This is a genomic window from Riemerella anatipestifer (assembly GCF_009932355.1).
Lineage (GTDB): Bacteria > Bacteroidota > Bacteroidia > Flavobacteriales > Weeksellaceae > Riemerella > Riemerella anatipestifer_E.
Genome location: NZ_LEKU01000002.1, coordinates 25,071 through 47,811, shown reverse-complemented (window position 1 = coordinate 47,811; position 22,741 = coordinate 25,071). Strand labels below are relative to the sequence as shown.

Genomic DNA, 22,741 nt, shown 5'->3' with positions numbered 1-22,741 from the left:
CCTCGCTTTTGAATGGACTTCAAAAAATCGGTAAGTTCTTCACCGCTTTGGAATTGTTTAAAAAAATCGTCGTTTAAAAAATCTGCTTTGTTCATCGTGTATAAAAATTTAAAGTTAATAAAAAAACTATCGAGGGTTGCAACCCTCGATAGTTTAAACTTTACACACTTTGTGAGATACTACTAACTATCAGGTTGAGTAGTGGCTAGTACATATGAATATATTTGGATTTTATCTTTTCTTGCTTATAATTTTTAATCTATGTAAGTCCATTTAATTGTTTTATTAGAGGGCTATAGTAATTTACAACTTTATCCATTACTGACATTTTATTGTACTCATCTGTTCCATACAAAATTCTCTCTTCTTGGAGGTACATTCTAATTTTATCATCTAATATCTTTCTTTCATCTTCGTTATGAGTATTAGATTTTTCTTTCATAGTCTTTACTTTCAAAGAACCGACTATAGAAAGTGCCGTGTCTAAACTGATAGGATATTCCATACTATTTATCTTTTGGTATACAATTATAAAAGGCTTAAGACTAGGAAAAAATGCAGAACTTTGTTTACCTTTAGGTTCTTCTTCTTTAAACCGCATAAGAAAATTCTAGGCTAGTTTTTTTTCTGCAATTTCATTTTTCATTCGTTCCATCATTGTATTAAAAAAGAAACTTATAATAGGAGAGGTGTCTTTATGCTTATGTGAAGCTATCAAGGCTTCTACATACTTTTCCTTTTTGTCATCGGTAATAATAATGAGAGGATGACCTTTTTTAGCTAAAATAAAGTTGGATAAAATTTCTACCTAAACGACCATTTCCATAGTGAAAAGGATGAAGGTAAATAAAAAATTTATGAAACATTGTGCTTAGAGCTACAGGGTGTACTTTATTTTCATCCAAAGTTCTCTAGGTTGATTCCAATAATTTAGACATTTGAGCTATATTTCTCTTATGGTCTCCAAACATAGTTTCACTCACTGCCATATCAAACTTTATGTATTCTCCAAGCGGAGTTCCTTTTGTAAAGTTGATTGTATTTTCGGTAAGATAATAGTGTAGTTTTTTTACGAAATCCTCAGTTAGTGTCTGATCTAAATTACTCATTGCGTATTTGTTAGCATTGAAATGGTCTGGAATTTCAAAAACCTCCAGCATTGATTTATTATTTAATTTCAAATCTATGCATTGTTCTCGCAATGCTCTAGTGTCATTTACAAAAAAAGAATTTCCCTCGATTCTACAACTGTGAGTTGTAAAGATATCACCTATATAATTCTCAAAATCTTAAGGATTAAAAATTTCTACAATACTACTATTGTATTCTATTCTCAGCTCTTTATATCTCTCTATTACCTTTTCCATAACTCAAAAGTAAGAATAATTTTTCTTAAGGGTTCTCTTTTGCATTTAGAATCAGTTCGGTATAAACTTAAACTCTGCCTTTTCTTTCAAAAACTCCAAAAACAGGTTGTTCCCAAGTTCCTCTTCCTCGCTTTTGTGGCATATCATTCGTAATCGCCTCACTCTAAAATGAGCCTCATCTAACTCAACTTCTCCAAAAAAACTTAAATATTCTTATTATTTTTCAAAAATCACCTCCGAAAAAGCCTAAAATATCGATTGATAGTGTTTCTATTGAACTATAAAATTTCCACTGTTTTCGTTGCGTCAATATCGCTACAAAAACACTTCATTATTTTTTTACTTTATAAACATATTTATTTGATTTATAACTTTTTGTTCAAATAGTGAATATTAAATACAAACATCATATCATCCTTCACAAAACACTAGATAACCATCAAAAGGGGCTCCTATTTTACGAGCACATTTTTTATAAAATTCTGATATATATATCTAAAAATTATAGTTATAACCTACTGTACAAGTTGTTTCGTTAAGATTAGGGGGGTCAATTTTTTGATCTGTATTTCTAAACATTTGAATAAAATTGAAATTAAAGTTATGCTGTTTCCATGGGATATAATTTGCTCCTAAACGTATATTAGTCACATTGATATTTGCCGTGGCACTTCCAGAATGGTTGTATGATGCTCCAAAGCTAGTTTTCAATTTTTCTTCTTTTAAAAATGATTTAGTAAGAGTGACTCCAGGTCCCCAAATCGTAGAAATTTGAGAAGTAGCGTAAGTATGAGTAAAGTTAAAAGAGGTTGCTACACTTAGTTTTTTTTCGGGAAAGCTTAGGTTATAGTTTAGATTAGTATTATGAAACCTTGACAATCCTCCTTTTCTAACTATACCATTCTCTCTGTTAACCATATCATTTAATGAATAATTAAAATTAATATTTTGAACTTTTTCTTTACTACTTGACAAAATATAATTTACATTGATATTAGTATTTTGAGATATTTGTTTATAATCGATGGAATCTTTCGGTTGTTGAATAATCAAAGGATTATTATTGATTGTATTAAACTGATTCAATTGCTTGCTAGTAAACATAGTAAAATTAGAATAGCTCGCTGTAATCATTAGTTTTTCTGATGCTTTTAAGCTAGCATTAAACGCTCCTACCCAACGACTTGTCTGCTTAGCCTTTCTACTATCCAAATTATCCCTTTGTCGTCCTATATTAGTAGAAAGAGATAATCTGTCTTTTAATAGTGCAAACGAAGAATTAAAAGTAATATTTTCAAGGTCATTATTAAAGTAATATGCTCCAAGTGTTCTATAGCCAGGATCTATCCTTTCATACCTCACACCTATCATTCCTTTTTTTAGATTCAGATTAACACCAGTGTTATATGCTGAATAACTTTCCATAGAAGAGTTTGCTGAAAGCAATCTTGAAGCGAACCCTTTTCTAATAACATCATTAGAACTTGCTCTCAAGTCATTTATTATAGCTGTATTAGCATATTCTCCATATACTTCAAGATTATTTCTTAGTTTAAAGGCTCCCGATACTGATAATACCAAATTTTCTTGAGGAAAAATATTTTTTGAATCTAAAGTATTTTTTAATGAATTAAGCTCGTCTTTAGCATAAAAACCTATTACTCCTAATTTATACTTATCTTTTTCCCATCTGAGATTAGCCCCATATCCCATTCTTTTGTATGCAGGTATGGTATTAGAATTTCCATCATCTTCTACTGCTTTATTTAATCTTCCTGCCATTAGAGCTACCTTTAGTGGTGTCTTTGGAGTTAATTCTAATCCCGCACCAGTAAACAATAATCCGTTATAGGTATATGGAGAAAAAGTCATGTTAGCATCTCCGATATAAGCTTTAATCCATTTATATTTTGGAGCAATACTTAATCTATTAAATTTAAAAGGGACTTGATAGCCCAAATTGCTGCCTTGATTGGTAAAACTATATGAAATAGGCATAGTCCACCTATACAACCCAAGATTGAGATTTCCATTTAGAAAATATGTGAATGGTTCTCTACCACTATATACATTTGAATTGTAAAATACAGAATTAGCAGAAATACCACCACTAATTTTAAATGGATTCTTTTTGAGTTCCTCTCTTGTTCTTTTTCCGATATTTTCTAAATCAACTTCTTGGGAGTAGCTTGTTACAAAAAATAATACTAAAAACAAGATTAATAACTTACTTAAATATGACATTTTCATAAACTAAGGTTGTTTTTGAACTTTAATATCAACGGTTATATATGAGCTTGTACCATTCGCTGTAAAACTTTTTATTCTTATAGCTCCTTTTCTACCATCATTTGTTTTAAATAAAACTATCCTAGGTACATTTGTATTATTAAATGGTGATTTTCCCGCGTTGGTTTCATTAATATTAATTGAGTTAAAATCACTCCCTGAGTTAATAGAATTAAAGCCAGCGTTAGTTAATTGTATTCCTACTAATTCTTGAGAATTAATTACCTTAGTATGTATTGCGTTTGGAATAGAGGAAAATACGGTATTTTGAACTTCATCTGGTGATATAAATTGATTGTAAGAAAATGTAGAGTTTAATCCAAAAAATCCGAAGTCTACTTTGGAACCATCAATAGAGTTGATTTCTCCCTGTTTAATTACTTTACCTAAGTATGAAGAGAAAAAACATCCAATAGTAGTATGAGCACTATTAATACCCAATTTCACATCACTAAAAGACAACAAGTTGGTGTTAGGATGTATTACAATCTGTTTTTCTATAACTTTTGTTTCTTTATCATTTATAGCTTTCAAGATAATAGTATAAGTACCAGCATTAGTAAAATTAATACTAGGACTTATTTCAGTAGATAAAGATGGAGTAGCTCCTACAATACTCCATTCATAGGAAGTTGCATTGGTTGACAGGTTATTAAGATGTAATAGTACTGGTGCCTCATAATCACTATCAATAGATTCTACACTCCAATTAAAATCAATAGTCATGGCTGATTTTACCACTATCTTCTTTTGCGTAGAATAGGTTTCTTTTCCGTTGGAAATAGTTAGTTTAATAGTATGTTCTCCTTCTGAAGTAAAAGTTACACTAGGTTTTGGGGCATTGGCGGTTGAGGGTAATCCTCCTTCAAACTCCCATAAATATTGAGTAGCACCCTCCGATTTATCTATCATTTGTAATGTTACTGGAGAGATATCACTACCTTGCATGAGCCAATCAAAATCAACTTTCATTGCTGCATCTACCTTTATCTCTATTTCTTTCTCATCCTTATTGCCATCTTTATTAGATGCTGTTAATTTTATTTTATATGTCCCTGCTTCTGTATAAACTATAGGTTTCGGAGATTTTTCTGTAGAACTGGTAACCGTAGCTCCTTCAAACTCCCATTCATAGGTTTCTGCTCCTTTTGACTTATTGACTATTTCTACCTTTACAGGAACAGAATAGTCTTCATCAACCACTTTTATTGTAAAATCTGCCGTTACGGGAATGCCTTCCTCTCTTGCACAAGATTGTAATCCAAAAACATAAATAGCAAGGAAAAACAAAAGACAATATATTTTATATGTATTTTTCATAAATTTTATTATTTCACAATCATTCTTTTTACCATTACTTCATCACCAGTCTCTAAAATTACTAAATACATTCCTGCTGGTATTGAAGCACTAAATGGAACTACAAAATAAGTCGCTTGAGGTTGTGTTATAGAAGGAAATACCTCATGAGAAACCATATCCAAAATTCTTATTTTAATAGATTCTTCCTTACCTAGTCCTACTAGAACTTGAAATATACCATTATTAGGATTTGGAAGAATATTGAATTCTGTTATATTTGTAGCTTTAGCTGAAGTTAAATTAACTCCAGAGTTATTTTCTTCTACTACAACATTTTTATAAAAAGTCTTTACACAATCTCCTTGGATACCTTTTAATCCTATTTCATAAGAGCCTGTAGTAAGAAACTTTAGTTCTAAATAGTCATTTGTTTTGTTAATTACCTGTATATTATTGTTATTTGGAATTATCCATTCCATAGCTTGTGGTTTAGTAGGAGAGGTATTAACTAACACAACCGTAGCTTCTGAATAGGCATGAGTAGCCAACATAAACTGAGGGTCTAAAACTTCTAATGAGTTTTTAATTGTTACCGAGTCTGTTGCTATACATCCTTTAGAATCAGTTATCAACACAGTATATGTTCCTACAGTTGATAAAGTAATCTCAGATGATGTTCCTATCACATTTCCGTTCTGATCTTTCCATTCATAGGTGGCTCCATCATCATCAATTTTCACATTATATGTTTTAGTATCTCCTAAACATAAGGTTACATCTGCTCCTAAATCTACCCTTCTTTGGGCAGGATCTACCAAGGTATATTGTTTTGTTGAGCTACATCCGTTAACATCTGTAACAGTAACAGTGTAATCTCCTGCAGAAATACCCGTATTTTCTGTACCCGTTACCCCATTAGACCACGAAATAGTATAAGGTGCTTTTCCTCCAGAAATAAAAGTTTTTATTTCTCCATTGCTTGCCCCAAAACAAACAGGATTTTTAACAGAAATATCGGTAATGATAATTTGATCTGGTTGTTCTACTTGTACATTTCCTTTAATTTTACAGTTTTTAGAGTCTGATACAAGAACAAAATAATTTCCTCCCGTTAGCCCTGTTACGGTAGCATTTGTATCACCAGTACTCCATTCATAAGAGTAGTTTCCTGTGCCTCCTGTGGCATTTACAGAGACCATTCCTGAGCTTTGATTGTAACACGAAATAGTATTAGCTGATAAGGATATAGCTAATTGTGGAGGATATACAAAGGTGTACTCTGCATCCGTCATGTTATTATTCACATCATGTACCAAAACTTTATAAATTCCTGCTGAACGATTATTTAAAATAGGTTGTGTTTCTCCTGGTATGTTTTGAAAGATACCTCCAGTAAATATTTGCCACTGATAAGAATATGCTCCTACACCTCCTGTAACAACAGCTTTTAAGTTCCCATCTTCAGCTTCATCAGGCACGCCGTTATTATCTAAATCTAATTTAGATGGATAATTATTAGCAATGTTACAAGAAATTGGTTTTTCTACTTCTATTGTAGCGACCAAAGGATCTGGTTGTGTAACAATAAATTCTTGGGAAATAATTCCACAATTTCCTAATTCCGAAGTGGCACTAGTATAATTTTTATCTTTTACAGTTAAGTAATATTTTCCAGCTGTAAGATTTGCTAATTTTATGGTGTAAGGATTATTAATATTATCAGTAATAATTCCTGTAGAAATAATAGTACCAGTTGGTGTATCTTTTCTCCATTCAAAATTATAGCTTCCATCGGCATTAGGCGTTCCTCCCGTTACTCTTACCGAAATATATCCATTACTTAAACCGTATCCTGTAGGCTGTACCACTTCAATATCTGCATTTGGCAAGGAAATAGGAGCAGAAGGCTGAGTAATGGTAACAGTAATTTCTTTTTCTACGCTACTATTATTAGGTTCTTTTGCAATACACAAATTGGTATCTCTTACTTTTATTTTATAAGTACCTGCACTTAACCCTTGAATAGAAGCATTATTCCCATTATCAAAATTTATCCAATCTAAAAATGGTTGTCCGTCTTTTGTTACAGAATATTGAAATTGATTTTGTCCACCACTTGCCGTGAGGTTAATTATACCGTCATTCCCTTGAAAACAAAAAACATCTGTTTTAGAGGGTGAATCAAAGATGACGGGCTTAGACTTTGTAATTTCAAAACTGGTGGTATGGGTTGAAGCATCAGTATAAGTTTGTGCTCCTTTATAAGTTCCCTTTAAGCCTAATTCATATTTCCCTGGAGGTAGATTTTGAAGTATGTATGTGTTCTGAGATTGTAGGTCTGCGGTAATATCTACGTTACGCACTGCTCCCTTCGTCTCTGTATTAACTAATGATATTTCTAATGTTTCTTCTGGGAGTAGTGTTCTATCAAAGTTTAGTGTAACACTCCCATCCTCTGTGTCAAAGCATTTGGTTTGGGATGGATTAGAATTAGGTAAAATATGTGGGGCTGATTGAATTATAGTTAGTGGAACGGGCTCTGACCAAGATTGAGGCGTACCATTTTCAAAACAGGATACTACACGAAAATAAATCTTTTTTCCGATATATTGAGAGTAGCTATCACCAAGTATATCTTTCGCTGAAATGCTTAATTTATTTAAAGTTGATAAACTAGAATCTATATTTATCCAAGATATATTATCCAAACTATATTGATAATGATATACATCAGCAGCAAAACCTTCTTTTGCCAATAGATTTATTTTATCGCCACTTGGGAGATATGAGTTATATAATACAGGGATTTGGTTGCTATCTATAACATCTGTTTTTAAAGTATGTAATGGTATTAGCCTGTAATTGTTATTTATTACAAATTTTAATTCTCTACTAGATACATCATAAATACTAGTATTCATAAGACTACACATTACAAGAGATGAATTTTCTCTAGTATGATCTCTTTCTATAGCGTTTCTGCCATTACATCTTCCCGACTCAGGTTGCTCTTTTGCATGATAATATGTAATTATAGATTTTATTTTTTTGTCTATTAAAAAGTTAAATTTATGATCCCTTAGATCAATATACCAATCACCGTTTTTTTTATAGACATATGGCTGTAGATTGAAATAATATTTTTCTTGAATGGTATTATCCTCATACTTAACACTTATTCTAAAGTAGGAAAAACATTCTCCATCTTCAAAATAAAGCCAATTATCAAATTTTTCTGCTTTAAAAAGATAGAAGTTATTCTCCTTTTCCTGTGGAGTTACTCCAACTTGAGAAAAAACTAGTTTATAAAAAAATAAAACTATTATAAGTATGTTTTTTTTCATATCCGTTTGTTTAATATTCTATTGTGATTTTTTCAGTTTTTGCCACTTGATTATTTTTTAACATAGGTTTCAATAGGTAAGTGTAGCTATTTCCTACTTGAACTGATTGGTCTTCCAAAAAATTAGTGGTTCCTTGTAATGTCCCAAATAAAGTAGGTTTTTCTGTTCCTTTTTGTCTATAAACCAATATTTCACCAATATTTTCATCTCGTACTTTCCAAAGAAGTTCTATTTGTTTTTTATTTCTATTAACAGAACCTGAAAGATTGTTTAGAACAGATTTAGGTTCAAAGCTATTACTTCTTAGTGTAATTTCTTGTGATTTATCCGATTTTAATTTACTGTTGTCTATTGCTAATAGGTAATAGATATAACTTTTATCAGCCTCTACTTCCTTATCTGTATAAGTATAGTTAGGCTGTATATTTTTAGTTTCATAAATTAGTTTCCAGTTTTTATCTACAGCCTCTTTTTCTTGACGATAAAGCTGGTGTATCTCTACATCTTCACTATAACTCTTTAGCCATTCTACGGTTATCTTTCCATCTTCTTCTAATTTATATCCTGAAAAAACAGGAGCTTGAGGTCTTACCTTATCTGGTTTTTCAAGTTCTAAAACTACTGAAGGTTCAGACTGATTTTTCCTCTTATCGGTGGCTGTTATATAATAATAAACTTTTGAATTAAGATTTTCTAATTCCACCTTGTCTTTATATAGATTTTGAGTAATTGCTTGAGGCGTTATCCTTACCATTTCTTCGCCTTTTTGTACTCCTCTAAAAATGTGATAGCCTTCTAAATCTTTTTCTGTATTGGCTTTCCATTCTAGATGTACCACACCTAGAGAGTCTATTTTGCCTTTAAACCCTATAGGAGACTCTGGTGGGGTAGAGTCGTTAGGTTGTATTAACATAGAAAAAGATTCTCTTTTATCTCCTGCTTTGCCAATAGCTTGGATTTTATAATAATTAGATGGTGCTATACTTTTGGTAACTAGGGTTCTAGTCTGCACAGGAATTTTATCTTTAACAACTTTATAAGTATTCTGTAAGTCGGTTTCAGAGTGGAGAAGCTCAAACGAAGTAATATCTTTTTCATTTTCTTTTGGATACTCCCAAGTAATCGTAATATCTTCCTCTCCACTTATTTCAAAATTCGAAATCATAGGACTTGCTTCCAAGCTTTTCATTCCTTCTCCCGAAACAACATCAGAGTAAGGACCATAATCTCCAAAAATAGTTTTTCCCCTAATTCGATAACTAAATATCTTATTGTTTTGAGCCAATGAATCTACATAGGTCATGCCTCGAGCAGTTCTGCCATCGGCATCATTCATATTCATTACTGGTAAGTCCCCCAAGGGTTGGAAGGTTCCTCCATTTTCTGATTTTTCCACATAATACGAGGTATATGTATCTCTTAGTTGTGAGTATTCCCAAGATAGAGTAACCGTTTTATCTTTAAAAATACCTATGAAATCTAAGGGCTTTGGCAGTTCTATATTATCTGAAACAGAGGCTAGTGCATCTCCCTTTTCCACTATTAATGGTTTTTCTGTTGTAGCCGTATTCTGGTTAATGGTTACTGTATATAGATAGCGTTCATCTGCTTTTACTTCTTTATCCGTATAACCCCAACCTGCTAATTTTGCCACTTCAAAATCTAAATCTGCGGCTATTAAGGCATAGGCAAATCGTTGTTCTGTCTCTTGAGATTTATTAACTATTCCTTGTAATTTTCCTTTCTCACCCATTTCCACTTCAAAACTTTCACCAAAGAGTGACTGGGCAACAATAGCAGCATTATCATTTTTTTCTATCACTTTTTGCCATTCTTTTTCAGAAGCTGGCAAAAATATTCCTAAATCTTTTTCTTCTGGGCTTGCAAGAAGTTTTCCGTTACGCATCAAGGTATATCTTTTGAGGCGAAATCCTGTTTTATTAGCTCTTTGCCAAGACAATGGCTCGTCTACTGCCCAGCGAAGAGAAATCTGATCTTTCTTACTATCTACTTTTAAACGGATATGCGGAGTTACTGTTTTCTCTAATTCTTGAGAAAAAATAATACCTCCTACAACTACCAAAATTAGAATAAAGTATTTTTTTAGCATACGCTTTTATTTTTGCTATTTTAATAAATATATTTTAACAATGGCATACAATAAAGTAATATCTCTACTGTATGCTATAGTTTTTCTGTTTAGCCTTTTTAAATGAGTTCTCAAACTCAGATTCATTCTTTCTATATTTTGTATTCCTTTACAAGCTGTGTTATGTATTTCTTTTGGAATTAAAAATTGATAATTTTTTAATTTATCTGTTCTTATTAAAGTTGGAGACGAAACCAAAACATCATCTATAACTCTTTTTATAGTTTTATTGGTTCTGTTGCCTACAAAAAATCTTACTATCTTCTTACTGCCCTCTTCTAATGCACAAATAATCCAAACTCTATTTTGTTTATTTTTAACAAAGGTACAAAGTTCATCTATTTGATAGATTTTATGCAATGGCAATGTAGGAAATTTTAATGATTGGGCAATGCTTTTAATTCTTGATAATAATGTTGTTGTAGAAATACTAAGCAACCTTGCAATACTCCTAATACCACAACCCTCTTTTGTTAGCAATATAATGAGGGAGTTAATTTTATGATTATAAGCTTTATATGCATAAGAAATCTGCCATGTTTTTTTACAAAATTTACAATATAACCGCTGAGTGCCTATGCTACTCATACCATGCTTTATGCCCTTTTGGGAGCATTGTAAACAGTTGTCTTGCCTATAATTTTCTACTTCTATTATCATACCCACAAATTTAATACATCTGTATTGTGTCTCAATATTTTAAGTTATCTATTTTCTATTATTTTCTTTGTTATGGTAGTTTGCTCCGTCCTTATTTTTCATTTTTAATAGTTTGAAAATTTTAAACATAGCTAATATTCAGTGCCTTACACTAAAACCCACAAGTCTGATACATGACCCTACTAACATATTATTTAGATATGTATTTAATCGAATATTATTTTGGTTCCTATAGTCTTTTCGCTATCATTTTCAATAAAGTTTATAATTTTTTTTATTATTTCATCAGATAAATTAGTTTGTTTTTTTAATACAACTAAATCTGCATAAAAAGTAGGAGGTTGAAATATTAACTCTCCAGTAACTCTTATTGAAAGATTTATTGTGTTATTATTATAGTTAATAATCATTTCTCCTCTTGAAATTATTGAATATGTTATTTTTTCATCATGAATAGGTTCTTTCAATTTTTGAGCATCAGGATTTAAATTATTAGACACATTTATTTTACTTTTTATTTCTCTTATACGATCTTCCCAAAGTTGAAAATCAAAAAGGAATTTATAATTGGAAGGTAAGGCATTCTTTAGTCTTAATGATGAATTTAGAACCTTATTTAAAAAAAATATTTCTTCATCTGAACTCAGATTAATGGGCTCTGGAGGGTAGTCTTTATTATAAGTAGATTGATAAATAATATTCAAATTAGTTATATCTTTTTTTAAATCTTCTTCAACAGGTAAATCTTCAACTAGTATATTCTCAAATATACTAGTTGAGTTTTCTTTTATCCATATTGGTGAACAGAAGTATTCAAAGCTATATTTTAATTCTATCATATTTTTATTTATTATAAAGATGTTGGATTAGCTCCTACTACAAAACCATTACTTCCTATTGTAATTGCAACTTTTTGTTTAGTTCCTTTGTATATCAACTCATATATTGGTCGTCCCGTTCCCGATCCTTGATATCCAACAATTTTATTTTCTTTCATAATTAATTTGTTTCATCAATTAAATAAATTAAACCATACGCAACCTTTCCTACAATATCAGTTCTATAATTCAAAACGTATGTTTTCCCCTCAAAATCTATTTTTATATATCGTGATGAATTCTTACTTCTAGCTTTTTGGGTTGGTTCTATATAACATTCAAAAAGTAATTCTTTTAATACTTTTTTAAGGCCCTCATTAAAACCCTTTTGGTTTTCTTTTGAAATAAAAATTATTTCATTTTTCCATTCAATACCTAAATTATTACTTATGCAAAACCTAACTAAATATGGAAAAAGATAGTCAAACCATAATTCTGTCAATTCAATTACTTTGGTTTCCAATTTTATTTTCATAGAAATTTTAATAATATGTTAGTCGGTCTCCCGCTGTAGGGGGAACTTGTTTATATATATTTCCATTTTTATCTAATATTGTTAATGTTGCATCATCAACATTAACTCCTGCTTGTCTAAATATTCTTAAAAAGTTTAATGCTTCTGATACAGTAGGTTCATAATGTCCAGATGCATTACTTATTTCAACTAACTTGCCATTATTATATTTAATTTCGCCTGCAGCCAAAACATCTTCACCTTGTGAAAGCCAAGAGTGTTTTCTGCCAACTAAAATCTGACCATCAGTTTTAATAATATAATCCCACTTTTGGGCAACATTAGTATTACCTATTACTTGCAATTTTCCATTTACATACTTACCCATCAACCATCCATCAGTATCAATTGATGTAATTTTCATCTTTATTTTAGAGAAACTATTCCAATGCAATCCTTTAGGCCATATTACTGTTACTTTCATCGTCTCAGGATCAATCGTAGAGATTTTTGTAACATTCGGATTTTGTTTAAGTCTAGGAAGTTCTACTGTTTCCCAAATATTCCCTGGTCGTAAATTTTTACCCAAAACAGCTCTTACTTCGCCTGATACTTGTGTAGCGTATAAAGCACTTACATCTTCCCAAATTTTCACTGTGACAGGATTACTAGCATCCCAAATTGGCATATCAATATTATATTTTGCCAATAATCCTTCTAAGGTATTACCACCTTTACTTTGGGCAATTTCAAGAGCCATATCCATTACTCCGTCCCCTTTTGATGTTCTACCAGACCAAAAGAAGGCACCATTTTTATCTGTTTTTAAGAATCGAGAAATTTCATCAGGAGTGTTAAATTTTCTTAAAACCTTACCGCTTAATTGCCCCAAAATAGTCCCTTTCTCCTCGATAACTTTTCTGACTTCTAAATTAATATAGGCTTCAGGAGATTTATACTTCATAATAAGACTATTCCATTCCAAATATTTAGCCGAAAGTAAATTTCTTATCCCTTTATTTTCCTGCAATAATTGTTTTGTTTGGCTTGGTAAATTCTTTGCAAACTTATAGCCGCCTTGTGCTATATTTTTTACCCCTATAATACCCATTGCGAGGTTATAGGCTTCTACAGCTTTTCCGTAGTTAGAATTTACATCAATAGCATCTGTATTTACAACTATATTACCCACAGCTCCCACCACTTCCATTAGTGCCCAGACTCTTTTTGCTTTAGAAGCTCCAGAAAGTACTACTCCGCCACCCGTTACTATCGTAATACCATCTAATGTAGTAATTGTAGATTTTTCTAATATATTTTCTGTTGTTTTTTCTTGGACATAGTCCAAGAAAATAGCTGGAACAATTAAGGTGTTTTTCTTGTCAGTATTATCTAGGTCTAACGCCAATTGTATGATTGGCAACTCTTTAGTTGTTTCTACTAAAATAGGAGACAATGGAGATACCGTTACTGTGTTTATTATTTTAGGAACACAGGCAGAAATTGCACCACTACTATTTCCTCCTATTGGAGGAAGAATACTACACTCATTCTCTTCTATTATTACATTCTTTGATTCATCTATAGAAAAGGTATTATAATACCTTTTAGCCTCACCTTTTAACAATTGCTCAAAAGATTGAACTTTATCTATTGGGTTTGCCAAAATAATTTTATCTACAAAATAATTTTCATCCTTTACATAATGTACCCAACTTTCAGGATTAGTTTTATACATCTTTAATAGACTGCTAACAAAACTTGTATAATTATTATCTCCATATAAGAAATGAGTATCATGCAACTTATTCATCAAATTTTTGATAAGCTCATTACCATTACTTTCCAATAATGTAAAGAATGTTTTGAAATTTTCGGATTTTATAGATTCCGTTAGTCTTACAATTGCTTTTTCTTTATTTTCTCCTATATTATTGTCATCTGCTAATGTTTTGAATAATTTTTCTATCTCATTATAAGTAAGAAGTTGTAATGAGCAAACATCTACACTATTTATAGTTTCTACAATTAATTCAGAGTCTTTTGAATCAATAACTCCTAAAACTTTATTATATCCTTGATTAATTTTTGCCACATCCTTACCAACACAAATGTCCTCTGAATTTGTTGTACTTCCAGAGCCATCTACACAAGGTATAGTTTCTTTATATTTTATTGAATTTTCATCCGTAACCTTTGTTAAATCAAAGCCTATTTTATCTTTTATGTAGTTCCAATTGGTTGTATAAGTTTTATTATAGCCACAAGTTCCATAGTTCCAGAATAGTGTAATTGCTGGATTTTTATCTTTTTCCTCTTGTTTAAGATAAGTTATAGGTAGAGGATTAGAAACTCCTTCTGCATAGTATCCTTTTTTGTTATCCTTATTAATCCAATAATAATATTCTTTTTCAGAACAATCATCATTTTTACACATTGCAATTCCATGTACAGCTCCGTTAGGGATTTTTATATCTCCAGAAATATAAATACTTGAACCTGAAAATTTAAACGGTTCCCACTCAGGTGTTAACTGGATATCAGAAAACTCTCCTTCATTTTGTCCTTGGAAGGTGTAAAGTTTAAATTTAGGGTCGTTTATTTGCTTCCAATCTGGATAAATAAAGTTGGTGTTCTCTGTCTCATAGTCCATCAGGTTTTTAACCTCTCCTTGCACCACATTCTTAAACGCACTAAACGGATGTTCTAGGCGTAAGGCACCATGAGCCAACTCGTGAGCAATGGTTCTTGCTTTTTGGTCATATACAAAACCAAATTGCCCATTCAATCGCATATAACCATTTTGCCCATTGGAAGAAGGCTTGTCCGTTACAAATAGATAATATTCTAGCCCTACTTCATTCTTGGATTTATAGGCGGATATTATGGCATTTTGGGCTGGACTGTATTTTGATAAATCCCCAAATACATCTTCTGTAGGTAATTTTCCATCTACCAAATAGGGCGATATATCAAAAGGTGGTGTAACTTTTATAGATACATCTATACCTATTTTCTTATAAATGTTTTTTATTTCCTGCTGTTGAGGCTCAGTGATACGAACGCCTGTGGTTGGGATTAAATTCAGCTTAATTTCCTTAGGCGAGATATGAACCAAATTAAATACACCTGCTATATTGTATTTATCTCCTTGTTTGATAACCGCTTGTACCTCTTCTGTGGCATAGCTATACAAACCTTTTAAGGTCAGTTCATAATCATTACCTATTTTTTTGGAGGCTATTTTTACCCCTTTAGATGTTTTAAATATCAAACTATCCGCAGATATACTACTATCCGTAAGTTCTACACTAGCAATAAAAGGTTCTTCTTTTTTGTTTTCTACCGCCTTAAATGGAATCAGTTTACCATTGAGTTCTTTGTAGTCGCTAGCTAATGCTTTAGTAGGTTCATCAAAAGCATATTGTGAGCGTGGACTGTTTTTGAAGATAACACGAATACCCTTCGCAGTAATTGCCGTTGCACTTCCTTTTGAATCTACGCCTGAAGTATTTTCTGGGGTAGAAGCTCCACCTTTAGCTACTTCGCCTCCTTTAGTTACATTACCCTCTTCATCTACTGCCCAAACATTTCCTTTTTTATCTATAATGGTATAATCCTTTCCGACAGGTAATTCTTGTTGGCTATTTTCTCCTGTACCTGTATAGTTATCATTACCTGCTCCTGCATTACCTTCTATAACCAATTTCCCAGGTGGTGGTGTGGCTACATATTTTATATCAGATATTTCATAATCTATAGTAATATCTTTTACGCCTTGATCACCAAAAAGTTCACCTACACCTGCTGAAGCATACGCTACTGCAGTCTCGTTAGGGTCATAAGTTGTTTCTATAATACCCTCTATAAGTTTCCTATCGGTATTGAGTTTAATATTATTAAAGCTGACTTTAACTTTGGTATCTGCTAAATAAGGTACTACTATATAACCTGTACCACTATAAATGCCGTTGCTTCCTTGGGCTTCTAGTACCGTTACAGGAAAGTCTCCTGCCATAAATACCTCATTGGCTCCTAAAAGACTTTGTAACGGCGTCTTATTGGTAATGTCCACCGCAGGCATTACCCCACATTGGTAGTTTTGGTTTGTCTTGTCTTTACTGTCGGTGGTAAAATACTGTATCCCACTATAAGCATATGCATTGCCAGCAGAGTGACTATCGGTTATAGGATTGTCATTATTGCCAGCAGTTGCTAACTGCCCACAGGCATTACCTACTCGGTATTCGTATTCGGTTTGGTCTTCTAAACCTGTAATAATGTATCTTGGTTGGTAGCTTTGTACGGTTTGCCATTCGGTATTACTTCCTTTTCTTCTATACTGTACTTGGTATAGACCAGATGGCTTACCTGATAAATTCCATGAGAGTTCTACTCGCCCTCTCCCTGCATTTTTCGCCATCAAAAGTGTGGGCAGAGTACAGTCTTCTACATAATCAAAATAGAAAATCTCTGTAAGTCCATTGTTCTTATAAACGCCATTGTCTTCCGTAGGGTTAGCACCTAAAACAGGGTTGCCACTCTTGGCTTGAACTTGCCACGCGTAGCGTTTCCCTGGCATAAGTTGGGGTTTGTCTAAGCCATAAAATAGAGTAGGTGCATAGCTCTCCTCTTGCCACAAAACACGAGAGGATAAAAAGCCAGATATTGGACTCTGTCCTAAATCCCATAATTCTTTTAAGGTAAAGATATATTTGGTGTTGGGAGCGATCTGTCTTGGCATCCACTGAAACACTATACCACTCCCGCCTGAATAGGGCGAAATAGCCTGTAGCTTTTCTCCGTTTTGAGGTAAATTAAGCTGTGGTGGGTCATATTGAACTAAGTAAACAGTGGCACAGCTTTTTTGTGAAAGATTGTTTTTAGTGTAATAATCGTACGCTTGAAAACAAAATTGATAAACCCCATCGGGCAATGCTTGGGCGTATTGTACAGAGTTGATACCACTAAGGTTCTGGAGCTCAAATAGGGCTCTTACATCTATATTGCTTAGAGTGAGCTGGCTCCCCGGATAGAGGGTAAATGGAGAAAAACCGACAACAAAATCATTGCTTACCGCTAATGGAACTGCATTTAAGCCTGATTCTAATGAAAACTTAAGCCCCGTCTGATGTTGAGGTTCCATTAAGTCCGTCATCAATAGCTGTAGCTGCAGCTTAGGCTCTGTACTAGTGGCATAGTCCCCCAATTTTAAACTATACGGCTGAAAAATACTAGGAATAAGACGAACCGGGTATTGCTGAGACTTTAACAAAATAGATTGTAAACTCAGCAATAGAACCATTGTAAAAGCTAAAAACTTTTTAAACCTTAGGTTTCTATTTATATTCGTATTATTTCTATAGAAATATCTCATCACTATGTATTATATTTAATTGAAGGACTATGTTTAATTTTTGTTTCTCTTAACTTATTTAAGTTCGTAGTTGATTTGTTTTTCAGTACCTGTCTTATCTCCTGGTAAAGTATATTTTGCTTTTACTTTGTATTTTGTCTTTGGAATTATACCATAGGTAGATTGCAACAAGTTATTGATGGCTTGAGATCTGGCACTGGTTTGAGTACCTACATATTTAGACGCTGCCTTAGATACTAGCTCATACCAGTCGGCTTTATAGAAGCTAAACAAATCATACTTATATGGGAAGGTTTGTCTCAAAAATCTGTTTCCTCTATCACTTCCAAGATAATGCAAATAGGAAGTAAATATAGGGAATGCTTTTACTGGTGGTATTCCCGCAGAATCTTCTTCATCTTCCGCTCTTAAAAGTGTAAGTTGGTCTATTGGATAACCATCGTAGAATAAACTCTTGAATTTTCCTGCAAAAGTATCGTCCATTAAAGCTGTAAGACTAATCAGAGGTTTATTATCTGTATATTTAGAACCTACAAGCTCCGTAATATCAAAATATTCATCGGCATTCATATCGTTTTGAAGAGATACAACATCTGAGCTAATCTTTATCCATAGAGGAGTAAAACTAAGGGCAGATAACTTATCAGAAAAAGTATTGTACTTACTTGTTTTAAACGTATATGAAAGACGCTCTATTACACCATCTTTAGAAATTGCTTGTGCCTTTTTGCTCTCTGTTGTTACTGAAACTTCAGAGGACTCTTCCTCACCAGAGGTTTTTTCCTCAGTTTTTATTTCATGGGACTTTTCATCCGAAGCCTGATTGGTATTTTTAGCTATAATAGCAAATGTGAATTCTTTTTGTTTTGCCAAATCAGGAACATTAAAGGTTACTGTATTAGCTTCATGATTATAAGTAAAACCACTACTATGTGTTGTATTGCCATTTTTGAACTGTGTAGAAGTTTTCCAATTAGAGTCTTCAAAAAGATAATCTTGTCCTCTTTTTAGTTTAATGTACCCGTTGCTAGTTTCTCCCTTATAGTAGTTCTCTTGCTCTACGACTGGATAAGCATATTGTATGTTGCTAAGAGGGATAGTATTAGGAGCTGTTCCTGTTGTAAAAGTTCTTTCTTCTACTTCAACAGCTTTCTGTCCATTAGCCATTATTACCTCATATATTCCGCCTTTTTTCTCCATAAAACTTACTTGTACTACAGCTTTTAAAGTTTTATTTGGTGGAAGAATATCATCTGATACAAAATTGGCTACATCTTTAGAACGAGCATATTCTATTGCTCCTTTAATTTCTTTTCCTTGATCATCAACTATAGTCATTTTTTCAACCACTACTTTATAAGTATGATCTCCATCATCTTCAGGAATTACAATAGGCTCATTTACACGAACAGCAAATGTAGCTTGAGGAATGGCAAATACATCTACATCAGCATCTCCTTTTTTAGGAGTGAGGTCGGTAATAATTTTCATACCTCCTAAAACGGATTCTTTTTCTAGTTTACATTCTTCTCCAAATTCTAATTTGAAACGGAACCTACCTTTAATCATTCCGCCTAAAAGGTTATAATAGCCACCTAAATATCCTCTTGCCCAATATGGGTTAGGACCTCTAGCTTGTAACAAAGCTGCTGCTCCTGCTTTTATAATAGGAATTTTTTTACGCACAAACCATAGTTTAATTTTTATCCCTAATTCTCCTTGCAGGTAAACATAAGCCTGTCCATTGGCGTACCATCCATTAATTCCAATTTGTTCTCCACCTCTATTAGTACATTTAGCCTCTCCATAATTTTTCAGCATAATATCAGCTCCTAAACCTGCTTGAAATCTCGCATATAGGAATAAAGCCGTCATATCCCCAGTATCAAACTTCAAATGACTACCAAAGGCAAAACCTTTACCATCTCCAAGAGCATTAAGGTTTTTCATATAATCTATATCATCTAACTCTAACCCTAATATTTGAGCAACTTCGGCTGGTGGTGGTGGGCTACCTGGTATGTGATTACCAACCATAAAATAGCTTCCTGCTTGTACATAAAATCTATCAAATCCTACCCGTAGACCTATCATCTCGCTAGGCTTACCAATATGCAAATACCAGTCATTAGGCGCTATATGCAACACGGCATTTCCTGCTCTTCCATTTTGCCCTATCCCCTTAATAACCCCTTTGGCAACATCTATAAAAACGTCTAAATTAGCATGAAAAACACTATTATTAAAATCATAGTTCATCGCCAACTTGCTATAAATAGCACCTTCTATCTTTTGTGATAAAGGGTATTGCTCATTCACATCGTTAATATCTAAAAAAGATTTAACACGATCATTAGATTTTAGATCACTTAAAAATTTATCTTTTTCAACTTGTTTTCTAAATTTCTCTTGAAGAGCTGCAAATGGTTCTGTAGGCACTATTGCAGATAAATCACTCATAATTACCGCTTCTCCTATAAAACCTACATTAGAAAGTCCACCGTTAGCATTGGTAGAAATATTAAAGCCTGCCATAAAGGAAGCCACTTTCTTATCTTTTACAGCTCCATAAACTCCTGCACGCAATGCCAATCCAACCGACTCATCCGGAGTCATTACCATTGCTCTGTTTTTATGTTGTAAACTCATTGCTCCATTAGGTATCATTCGATAAAATGCACCTCCTGTAAAACCTGTAATTTTTACAACTCCTGTAGGAATATTCAAGTTGTCTACACTTCCTTCAAACCCCCAATATCTAAACGTACTATAACCAAAAATAGCATTTACCCCTACTTCAACATTTTCCAAAGCACTAATTTTTGCATTAAGAAATGCCTTAAATCCATTTCCATATAAAGGGTCTTTTCGTAATAAATTAAGTGAACCCGAAACTGTAGCTACGCCTATATCTACATTTCTTAGTGTAAGTTCTGTTAAATCAAACCCATTATATGCCCAGTTTTGTCTGTGATTTTCATTGGTTATTAAACCTTTAATCTTCATTCCCCCTGATGCCGAAAAACGCTTTTCTTGTAATCCAACGGTAATGTTAAAACCTAGATTGGCATAATTTTCCTCTAGCTCAACAAAAACATTTTTAATACTTACAGGAAATCCCGCTAACCTTTGTTCTCCTTCCACACCAAAATAATTAGCTGTAATATAAGGGGCTTGTGTTTGCAATGTTAATCCCTCAAATTTTACTCCAGTAAAATGAGCATCTTTCTTTTCTGAAGAGTTATCTTCTGATGATTTATTATCAGCATTTGCTTGAATACTCATCATGCCGTTCAGAATAGCCTTGGGTTGGAATTTTCTGTTTTTTACTCTTAACTCCACTGAAGATCCAGGGTATATAGTTGCCTTAGCACTCCACAAGTCAAACTTTAGAGTATTAACAGTATTAACAGAAATAAAATAATCATCGTCAGTAATCATACCTTCATACCCTAAGTAACTTGGTAGTGTATCACTTTTTTTATCCTCATTATTCTTTTGAAAAGGTAACTGAATTTTCCCCTTAAGATTTGCTCCTACTATTTTAGAAGCTGCTAAATCTATTCCTATTCTATCTAATGAATATCGCCATGCGTTTTCATTACTAGTAATTCCTTTCTCCAAACTAACAACATCATTTGCTGAAAAGCTTCCCGACACCCCATAGGAATCTATAAGTAAATTTTGTGCTTGGAAAGAAACCCTACGGTCGATATAGCCTTCTGCTTTAAACTCTTGGGGAAGCCCAACATAAAGAGATTGAATATAAAGCCCTCTCCATGTTTCTGTTCCCGCAATTAGATACCCTTTTTCTCTATAGTATTGTGGGAAAACTACACTTGCGTCTGTTCTTAAATCACTTAAATCAAGAATTGCATCATTTACAAAAAAAGAAAAATAACCTTTATCTTTATCTTGTGTTTGCTTAGTAATTGCAAATGGAGTAATACTTACTTTAACCAATAAATCATTCCAATCACTCGCTTTTAAAGCAAAATCTCCACGAACTCTGTTTGGCTTTCCATTGTTCCCTATTTCAGGAAGTAATCCACCTTTATCATCTAAGGGAACTAAAACATTCCTAGAAATCTGTACATTTCCCTTTAAAGATAACTCTTTGACTCCATCACAGTCTATAACCATATAGGTGTTATCATTAATACTTTCTCCATTAGCTTTATTTATTTCTCCACCTTCTAGTGTTAGCATCCATTGGTTTTGATTGAAAGGCATATAGACATCTCCCAAAAGAGAAAGTTTAGCATCTCCAATAATCCTACCATTATAGGATAGCTTTACTCCTTCCGCACCAAAATATAAGGTTTTCTTTCCTCCTTCCGTACCAGATTGCGGGGTAATAATTCTAGCATATACGTTGATGATAGCATACTCTGGAGTGAACTTAGCTTTAGTAACAACTATCCCATACTCAACATTAGATTTGTTTTCTCTAATCCCTATTGGGAATTCTGTAAGTTCATTTGGATTTATAGTATTACTAAAATTACCACTTTTATCTAATTCTTCAAAAGCTCCTATAGCTTTACCTATTTCCTGATCTGCCTCAGGGGGATTATTTGACAAAGAAGTTAAAAAATTTTCAAAAGAACCTTCTGTAGTTAAAGAAATATTAGGAATGGTTACGGCATTGTTACTCGTTATTTTATAACTAACTGAACCCTTAAAAAGACTTGCGTTTATATAATTTATTGATAACAATAATAGAAGGATACAATATTTTATTTTCATAAAACGATAAATTAAATATAATCAATTATTTGTTAGCTTTTACCAACTTTATACAAAGATAAATTTTATTATTTAATATTGACAAAAAAAACTTTTTTATGATATTGTATAATAAGAATAAATGGAATATACAATTTATTAGGTAAAATAATTTATTCGGCTCTAGTACTAG

Annotated in this window: 13 protein-coding genes and 1 pseudogene; all 14 read right to left on the bottom strand. The window is 32.6% G+C overall.

The annotated features are described in order from the left end of the window. Positions 1-259: 259 nt before the first annotated feature. The 14 genes and pseudogenes from GXW81_RS00630 to GXW81_RS00570 all read right to left on the bottom strand — a co-directional run bounded on the left by GXW81_RS00630 (position 260) and on the right by GXW81_RS00570 (position 22,569). The gene (locus tag GXW81_RS00630; protein WP_260393512.1) at positions 260-601 is read right to left on the bottom strand and encodes a hypothetical protein; all 342 of its coding nucleotides are present in this window, start codon (positions 599-601) and stop codon (positions 260-262) included. A gap of 175 nt (positions 602-776) precedes the next feature. Further along, positions 777-905: a Fic family protein gene (locus GXW81_RS10650; RefSeq protein WP_161530771.1), complete on the bottom strand. Its 129-nt coding sequence runs from the start codon at positions 903-905 to the stop codon at positions 777-779. A 6-nt stretch (positions 906-911) separates the two neighbouring features. Next, the gene (locus tag GXW81_RS00620) at positions 912-1,160 is read right to left on the bottom strand and encodes a hypothetical protein (protein WP_161530770.1); all 249 of its coding nucleotides are present in this window, start codon (positions 1,158-1,160) and stop codon (positions 912-914) included. 280 nt (positions 1,161-1,440) lie between these two features. Next, positions 1,441-1,699 (bottom strand): annotated as a pseudogene (locus GXW81_RS10645) (IS1595 family transposase); the annotation flags it as partial. 163 nt (positions 1,700-1,862) lie between these two features. After that, positions 1,863-3,611 carry a hypothetical protein gene (locus GXW81_RS00610; RefSeq protein ID WP_260393511.1) on the bottom strand — a complete coding sequence of 583 codons (1,749 nt, stop codon included), beginning with the start codon at positions 3,609-3,611 and terminating at the stop codon, positions 1,863-1,865. 9 nt (positions 3,612-3,620) lie between these two features. Then, positions 3,621-4,976 (bottom strand): PKD domain-containing protein, encoded by a 1,356-nt coding sequence (locus GXW81_RS00605; RefSeq protein WP_161530768.1) that lies wholly within the window; start codon positions 4,974-4,976, stop codon positions 3,621-3,623. Between the two features lie 8 nt (positions 4,977-4,984). Further along, positions 4,985-8,302 (bottom strand): T9SS type A sorting domain-containing protein, encoded by a 3,318-nt coding sequence (locus tag GXW81_RS00600; RefSeq protein ID WP_260393510.1) that lies wholly within the window; start codon positions 8,300-8,302, stop codon positions 4,985-4,987. Between the two features lie 10 nt (positions 8,303-8,312). Then, positions 8,313-10,412, bottom strand: a complete 2,100-nt coding sequence (locus GXW81_RS00595; RefSeq protein ID WP_161530767.1) for a hypothetical protein — start codon at positions 10,410-10,412, stop codon at positions 8,313-8,315. Between the two features lie 15 nt (positions 10,413-10,427). After that, entirely contained in the window at positions 10,428-11,111 is a 684-nt protein-coding gene (locus GXW81_RS00590) for an IS1 family transposase (protein WP_161530766.1), read from the bottom strand. A gap of 206 nt (positions 11,112-11,317) precedes the next feature. Beyond that, complete coding sequence (locus GXW81_RS00585; RefSeq protein ID WP_161530765.1) at positions 11,318-11,950, bottom strand: hypothetical protein; 633 nt, start codon at positions 11,948-11,950, stop codon at positions 11,318-11,320. Positions 11,951-11,961: 11 nt separating this feature from the next. Next, the gene (locus tag GXW81_RS10330) at positions 11,962-12,108 is read right to left on the bottom strand and encodes a hypothetical protein (protein WP_185153006.1); all 147 of its coding nucleotides are present in this window, start codon (positions 12,106-12,108) and stop codon (positions 11,962-11,964) included. Positions 12,109-12,110: 2 nt separating this feature from the next. Continuing rightward, positions 12,111-12,464, bottom strand: coding sequence for a transporter (locus GXW81_RS00580; RefSeq protein ID WP_161530764.1), 354 nt, complete (start codon positions 12,462-12,464; stop codon positions 12,111-12,113). 7 nt (positions 12,465-12,471) lie between these two features. Further along, positions 12,472-17,823, bottom strand: coding sequence for a fibronectin type III domain-containing protein (locus GXW81_RS00575; RefSeq protein WP_161530763.1), 5,352 nt, complete (start codon positions 17,821-17,823; stop codon positions 12,472-12,474). Between the two features lie 51 nt (positions 17,824-17,874). After that, positions 17,875-22,569 carry a hypothetical protein gene (locus GXW81_RS00570; RefSeq protein ID WP_161530762.1) on the bottom strand — a complete coding sequence of 1,565 codons (4,695 nt, stop codon included), beginning with the start codon at positions 22,567-22,569 and terminating at the stop codon, positions 17,875-17,877. Positions 22,570-22,741 lie beyond the last annotated feature (172 nt).